The organism is Streptomyces sp. NPDC050264 (genome assembly GCF_040655895.1).
Taxonomy (GTDB): Bacteria; Actinomycetota; Actinomycetes; order Streptomycetales; family Streptomycetaceae; genus Streptomyces.
In genome coordinates this window covers 21,532-28,071 of the sequence record NZ_JBFAKV010000046.1, presented here as the reverse complement: position 1 = coordinate 28,071, position 6,540 = coordinate 21,532, and the positions used below count along the sequence as shown (strand labels likewise).

Sequence of the window (6,540 nt, the reverse complement as noted above, 5' to 3'; positions counted from 1 at the left end):
CCTCCGGATCAAGCAGATCCAGTATCAGCGTGTCCACCAATCAGGGGGAGGCTCCAGCAGGTCCGGCTCCAAGCCGTGACTGGCTTCGAGGCTGGCGAGAAGAACCGGAAGATCGCTGCCTCGTTGCGGGTCTCGGAGCGGTCGGTGGAGCGCTGGCGGCGCCAGTGGCGCGAGGAGGGCTTAGCCGGGGTGGCTTCGAAGGGATCGCCTGGCCGGCCCCGGCTGTCGGACATGCAGATAGCGCGGCTGGAGCGGGAGTTGGAGCGTGGCCCGCTGGCCCACGGGTGGGCCGACCAGCGATGGACGCTGGCCCGAGTGAAGACGATGATCGGCCGCCTGTTCCACGTCTCCTACACCGTCGAGGGCACCTGGCGGCTTCTGCGGCGGCACGGCTGGTCCTGGCAGCAACCAACCCGGCGCGCGATCGAACGCGACGACCACTCGGTGGAGCTGTGGAAGCGGGAGGTCTGGCCGCGGGTAAGAGCACCGCGGCGGTGAACAACGCCTGGGTGGTCTTCGAGGACGAAGCCGGCCAGTCGATGACACCTCCGCGCGCCAGAACCTGGGGCCGCCAGGGCTGCACCCCGGTCGTCCGCGTGCGAGGACGGGGATCGGGCCGGGTCTCCATGGCGGGCATGACCTGCTACAAGCCCGGCGAGCGGTCCCGGCTGATCTACGCGATCCGCGAGTACCGGGGACGCAAGGACGAACCGAAGGGCTTCGGCTGGCAGGACTACCGCGACCTGATCGTCCGCGCTCACACCCAGCTCGGCGGCCCGATCGTCCTGGTGTGGGACAACCTGCGCATGCACCTGGTCGCACGGCTGCGGGAGTTCTTCGACGCCAACACCGCCTGGCTCACTGTCTTCCAGTTGCCGACATACGCACCGGACCTGAACCCGCAGGAGGGCGTCTGGTCGCTGGTCAAGCGTGACATCGGCAATCTCGCCGCCGCCGACCTGACCCAGATCACCCGCGCGGTGAAGCGCAAGCTCAAGATGCTGCAGTACCGACCGGAGGTCATCGACGGCTGTCTGGCCGGCACCGGCCTGTTCCTGGACATGTGAGCGTCTCGACTGTCTCCGGTCGCCGGCCCCGAAATGCGCCGAAGTCCAAAGCTGCTGGTCAGCTACGGTGGCGACATGATTGACAGCCTGCCCGAGGACGTAGCCGACGTGCTTGACCTCGTCCTGAACCCGGACGAGCCCGTTCACGTCGCCCTCCGGCGGCAGGTGCCCCAACTCAGGGTGCAATCCCGTTGTAAGTGCGGATGCGGCACTGCCTACTTCGAACTCGACACCGACGCGGTGGAGCCCGCGCCAACGGGCCCCGGCACCGTCGTGGCTGCCGACGTACAGCTATTCACCGAAACCGGCGAGTCCCCTGGCGAGGTCCTTGTCTTCGCGCAAGGCGGCTACCTCTCATGGCTGGAGGTCTGCTCTTGGAGCGACGACGTCGAGGTGAACCTCGCCGCCGCGCGGCGCTGGCTACAGCCACCGTCCTGAACACGAGCCAGCAACATCCGGCGCGCTCGGACCCTGCCGACGCCACCACAAGCTGACCGACATCACGAGTTCAAGTTCAGTAGCAGCGGCGCGACATCGCCCTGGCGCCGTGCCGCGCGATATCCGAGGACTGCCCCGGGTGCTCGGCGTTTCTGCTCCCAGTAGTCGAGGCGCGCATCCAAGCGGGCACGTACCTCGTCCACCAAGTGGCGGTTCGCAGTGACATCGCGGGCTCGAAGTTCCAGGGAGCGGACGGCATGGCTGAGCACCTCGCCACGACGGTCCAGGTACTGAGCTCCGCGGTTGGCGTTGTAGTCCGGTTTGAGGTTGCGGACCAGTGAGGCCGGCACGCCGCGGGGAAGGCGATCGATTCCTGGGTCACGGCCACAGATTAGGCGCGGCCGCTGACAAGCGGCAGGGACTTCGCTCTGCGAACGGCCTTTTGCCAACGATCGGCACGGCTGCCGGGTCCGATCAGATCCGGCCAGATTATGATCAGAGTCATTGGCAGCGGATGTGACGCTCGTTACTCTGCGTTCCCTAAGGGGACGCGCGATGCGTACGGCCGCTAAGGGGACCCGAGCGCGTCGGCGAGCAGATGTGCGGGGACGGATGGCGGACAGCACGACCGGGGGAATTCCTCAGCAGGCGCCGCAGGGCGACCACGGCGTGAGCCGCTGCGGTGTTCCGCCGGGGCATCCGGAGCCGCTGCCGGCCTGGGGGGAGCACTCGACCGGGTTCGGGGACAACGGTCACCGAGGCAATTTTGGCGAGCAGTTCATCCACATGCTGGCCGCGGCGGCCAACCTCGATGCGAGCCAGCGTGACCGCGACCGGGTGGGTGTGGACTGGCAGCTCGGTTACCCCGGGCGTCCCGGGACACGTCGATTTCCGGTCATCGAGGCACAGGTGAAGTGCACGTCATCGCCGGATCTCCATGACAGTCACATCGCATATGACCTGAAGGTCAAGAACTACGACCAACTTGCTGGCGAAGGCTATGACGTGCCCCGGTTCCTGGTCGTGGCTCCGGGCGACGCGATTTCGTGGTCCCACGCGGCTCCGGAGCGACTTCTGCTGCGTAATGCCGCCTATTGGGTATGTCTGCACGATCAGAAGCCGGACGGCAGGCCCTCGGGCTATCGCCGGGTACACGTGCCGCGTGCCAACTTGTTGACCGTCGGCTCCTTGCACGGTCTGTTCTCGGAGAACTATCGGGCCCTGGCGGGAGTGTCATGACGCTGATCACGGACGCCGAGTTCGAGGATGCCATGGCGCTCGCACCGGAAGCTGTCCGCCGCTACTTAAGCGGCGCTGGTTGGCGCGCAGAACGGGATATGTCGGGCGGCGAGCTGTGGGAACGGGCTCCGGATGAGCAATCTGGCCCACCGTACGAGGTGTTGGTGCCGCTGCGGCGCTGCCGTGATTATGCGGGTCGGATCGCCGATATCTTGGAAACGCTCGCTGCAGCGGAGGCGCGTAGTCCCAGCAACATCCTGCGGGAGATGAGGCTGCCGCCGGTGGACTGGCAGTTCCTGCGACTCATGCCGCCCGGACCGTCGGGCACCGCACCGCTGTTGGACCTGGTCTCGGCACTGACCGGTCTCAAGGAACTGCACACGGCTGCCGGGTCCTCTGCGATCGAACCGCAGTCGGTGCAGCCTGGGCAGAAGCCTCGTGAGGTGAAGGAACACGTGGCTTCCGTGCGACTCGACCAGACACGGGTCGGCAGTTATGTCGTAGCGGCGCATACCCCGTTGCGTGCTCTCAGCCGGCAGGACATCGTCAGGCAGGTCACATTGTTCGACGCTGACTCTTTCTCGGCAGGGGGTTCGAGGCCTGTGGAGCCTTTCACCCGCCAGGTGTCCCGGACATTGTTCGCCGGCGTCACGTGCGCACGGACCGCAGCCGACGAGACGTTGCGACGCGGCTCCTTGACGGACTTTGCTTCGTACGGTGGAGCGGGCCTGTCCGCAAACCTCTGTGAGGCGATGGTGCGGATCGCGGGCGAGCAGCGGCGCGCGTTCTCTCTGTCGTTCGCCTGGTCGGCCGAGGTGCCGATGGAGCAGGCGTCGCCGCCGGTCACCATCGCTCCGCGACATGTAGAGGCGTTGGAAGCCGGCGCAAAAGATCTGAGAGAGCGACTTGGGCGGGAGGTCGGCGCTGTACTGCACGGCTTTGTCATCAAGCTGCACACGGATGGAAGGGACTATCGGGAAGCGACGATTTATGGATCGTTCCTCCATGAGGACGTCGGTAGGTCGCGTCGTGTGCGCGTGAGCCTGCGACCGGAGGACGTTGACGCGGCGACCCGGGCCTGGCGGAACGGGCAGGAAATCGCAGTAACGGGTGACACCGAGGGGCGGGGCGCAGGTTTGCGGATGTCGGACGTCACCGCTTTCGTGGTCCGACCAGAATGAGGGTGTTCGGCTGTGGAATCATTACTCCCTCTAGGCTCATCAGTACGAATATCGAAACTGCGCAACAGGCCACAGAGTGCGCGAGAGGAGGGATCGCTGCGCTATGGGCGGACACGCTGGGAACCCCAAGGACCTGCGGGCCAAGGACGAGGACCTCACGAAGCTAGCCAAAGACCTCGACGGGATGCAGGAGCACCTCACCAAACAAGTGCAACGGATGGACGGCATAGTTGACACCATCGAGGCAGGCTGGAAAGGCCCCGCGGCTACCGCGTACCGAGACTTCCACCGGGCCGCGGCTGAGGATGCGGTCCGTATCCGTGAGGTGATGAAGCTGATCGAATCGGCTGTGCGGATGAGCAGGGACGGTTTCACCGAGCGTGAGTTGGACGTGCTCCAGCAGATGCGCCAGATCAAGGTGGACGTCGCCGGTGAGGTTGACCGGCTGTCCACCTCGAACTCCGAGGGCGACGACGGACCCGCCCGACCACAGAGCAGCTTCGACGGGATGTAGCACTGAGCGGCACCGTGTTATAAGGCTCATGACCAACGGGGACCCATGCCTGCCATTGACGACGACCACATAACCGCGCGCCTTGCCACGCTCCAGCACCTGTCCGGCGAGTTGGAGGAAATTCTCAAACAACTCAACGTGAGGCTCGATGACCTTTACGAGCGAGTGGAACCGATAGTCCTCTCCTGGAGCGGCGAGGCCCGTGAGGCATTCATCGACAAGCTCGACGAATGGGACCGGTCTGCGAAGGACCTCCAGGCATCCCAGAAATGGCTGCACGAGGTGGTCACCACCGGCCATGTCAATTACGCGGCCGCCCATCGGGCGGTACTGCGCGGCTGGGGCGGTGCCTGATGGGAACCCCTGCTCAGGGCGGCACCATCGACGTCAAGCCCTCCAACCTGCATCAGGTGGCCGGCGGGTTCGCCGGTCAGCAGACGCCCTTCGACAAGGCGGCCAAGGACCTGATCACCGCGTTGAAGGAGTACCCGGACGCGGGAGGCTACGGAGCCGCTGCTCAAGGTTTCGCCACGGCGTACGTCAAGGCGGGCAACCGCTTCCTCGACGTATGGGCCAAATCCGTGGCCAGTATCGGAGGCGCGGCGGTCGGATTCGCCACGACGGCCAACAACTACTCCAAGGCAGAGGCCGCCAACGACGCTTCAGGCCAGACGCAGCCGCAGACCCAGCCGCCGCCCGTTGTCATTGACAAACCACCCAGGTACGAGTCGGTTCCTGACCTCAAGTGGGGGGACGACGACGGCGGTGACGACTTCATCCGCTCGATCCTGGAGTGGATACCGGACGTGGTGTGGCACATCATCCGTCCGCTCCTGGAGCATGCCCTCCGCTGGGGCAAGGTTGCCGACGTCTATCCGTTCCCGCAGCAGCACTACCTCAACTCGCTCTCGCAGGACTGGTCGAACATGACCATGACGCTGTCCATGACCGAGAGCGGGCTGACCGGTCTTGTCGACAGCGTCACGCTGCAGAGCAACAGCGAGTGGTACGACGCTATGCGGAAGTTTTGCAGCTCGCTGTGGGGGACGACAGCCTGGGGCAAGTCGCGGGTCGGCTACGAGTGGAAGCACGATTCCTCAGCCAGCCAGACGGCGACCCATCCGGTGATGACGGTTCTGTTCGACTCTGCGATGAAGATCAGTGACCTTCTGCGCGAATTCGCCGAGGCCGCGGTCGACCTCAACCACAAAGTCTGGAAGATCTACTTCGAAGCCGTGAAGCAGGCGGTCGGCGACATAGACCTGAGCGACGGTGTCGATCTCAAGGACCTCAAAGAGGGTGCGAAAGGCGTCGGCCGGTTTCTCAAGGGGGTGGTCACGGGCGGTGCTGAGCTCGGAGCCGAGATAACTCTCAATATCGACACCGCCGCGCTCAACGCGGTCGTTGAGGCGTACAACCGACGGGTGAACGCGCTGACCCCAAAGCTGAATGCGCTCGATGACGCCCTCGACGAGGCCTACCTCAGCGCCCCCACCTACGCCGCGGAGGAGGCGCGAGCCGAGGCATTCGGGACACGAGCTCTCAATGATTTCAAGCACGAACAGCAGTGGACGAAAAGCGGGGACACCCAGAACGGTGTCTACAAACTGGATCTGGCCAACAACGAATGGCTCGGCGGCGGCCATACCTTGGACAAGCACGTGGGAAAGACGGACGAGCAGCTTGCCCAGCGCCTGCGGGACCAGGGAAATCCGCCCACCGCCGCGTGGCCGCACGGAAAGCCGTCGATCGGCGCTGCCTCAACCTTCCCCACTGCGGAACGCGCTCAGGAACTGACGCAGTACAACATCGACAAGAACAGTCCTGCCATCAAGAACTGGCTCGACGACCCGAACCGTGATCCCAAGCTGCCTCTCACGGCAGACGCGCCGAACGGCGAATACAGTGGCCGCAGCGTGACGAAGCAGCCCAATGCCGTGAACGGTGAGGGATTCAAGAACAAGGGACTTGAGGCTCAGGCCATTCCTGTCAAGGGAGTGCGGACCATCCTCAAGTACGACCCGTCGCTCGACCCGCCCTTCGCGGTACTGACGTCGATGCCGGAATGACGGACGGCCGCGCGGACCTTCCGCGGAGACAG

At 64.9% G+C, this 6,540-nt stretch carries 8 protein-coding genes; all 8 read left to right on the top strand.

What is annotated here, in order from left to right:
- Positions 1–39 precede the first annotated feature (39 nt).
- The 8 genes from AB0J02_RS41830 (at position 40) to AB0J02_RS41795 (ending at position 6,508) form a co-directional block, all read left to right on the top strand.
- On the top strand, positions 40–498 hold the full coding sequence (locus tag AB0J02_RS41830; protein WP_363199156.1) for a winged helix-turn-helix domain-containing protein: 459 nt from the start codon (positions 40–42) through the stop codon (positions 496–498).
- The gene (locus AB0J02_RS41825) at positions 495–1,067 is read left to right on the top strand and encodes a transposase (protein WP_363199155.1); all 573 of its coding nucleotides are present in this window, start codon (positions 495–497) and stop codon (positions 1,065–1,067) included. Before AB0J02_RS41830 ends, AB0J02_RS41825 begins: the two co-directional genes overlap by 4 nt.
- A 75-nt stretch (positions 1,068–1,142) precedes the next feature.
- Positions 1,143–1,505 carry a hypothetical protein gene (locus tag AB0J02_RS41820; protein WP_363199154.1) on the top strand — a complete coding sequence of 121 codons (363 nt, stop codon included), beginning with the start codon at positions 1,143–1,145 and terminating at the stop codon, positions 1,503–1,505.
- 612 nt (positions 1,506–2,117) lie between these two features.
- Positions 2,118–2,744 carry a DUF4365 domain-containing protein gene (locus AB0J02_RS41815; protein ID WP_363199153.1) on the top strand — a complete coding sequence of 209 codons (627 nt, stop codon included), beginning with the start codon at positions 2,118–2,120 and terminating at the stop codon, positions 2,742–2,744.
- A complete protein-coding gene (locus AB0J02_RS41810) occupies positions 2,741–3,925 on the top strand; it encodes a hypothetical protein (RefSeq protein WP_363199152.1) in 1,185 nt (394 codons plus the stop codon). Before AB0J02_RS41815 ends, AB0J02_RS41810 begins: the two co-directional genes overlap by 4 nt.
- Before the next feature lie 103 nt (positions 3,926–4,028).
- Positions 4,029–4,439: a WXG100 family type VII secretion target gene (locus tag AB0J02_RS41805; RefSeq protein WP_363199151.1), complete on the top strand. Its 411-nt coding sequence runs from the start codon at positions 4,029–4,031 to the stop codon at positions 4,437–4,439.
- 45 nt (positions 4,440–4,484) lie between these two features.
- A complete protein-coding gene (locus tag AB0J02_RS41800) occupies positions 4,485–4,793 on the top strand; it encodes a WXG100 family type VII secretion target (protein ID WP_363199150.1) in 309 nt (102 codons plus the stop codon).
- A complete protein-coding gene (locus AB0J02_RS41795) occupies positions 4,793–6,508 on the top strand; it encodes an RNase A-like domain-containing protein (RefSeq protein WP_363199149.1) in 1,716 nt (571 codons plus the stop codon). Before AB0J02_RS41800 ends, AB0J02_RS41795 begins: the two co-directional genes overlap by 1 nt.
- Positions 6,509–6,540 lie beyond the last annotated feature (32 nt).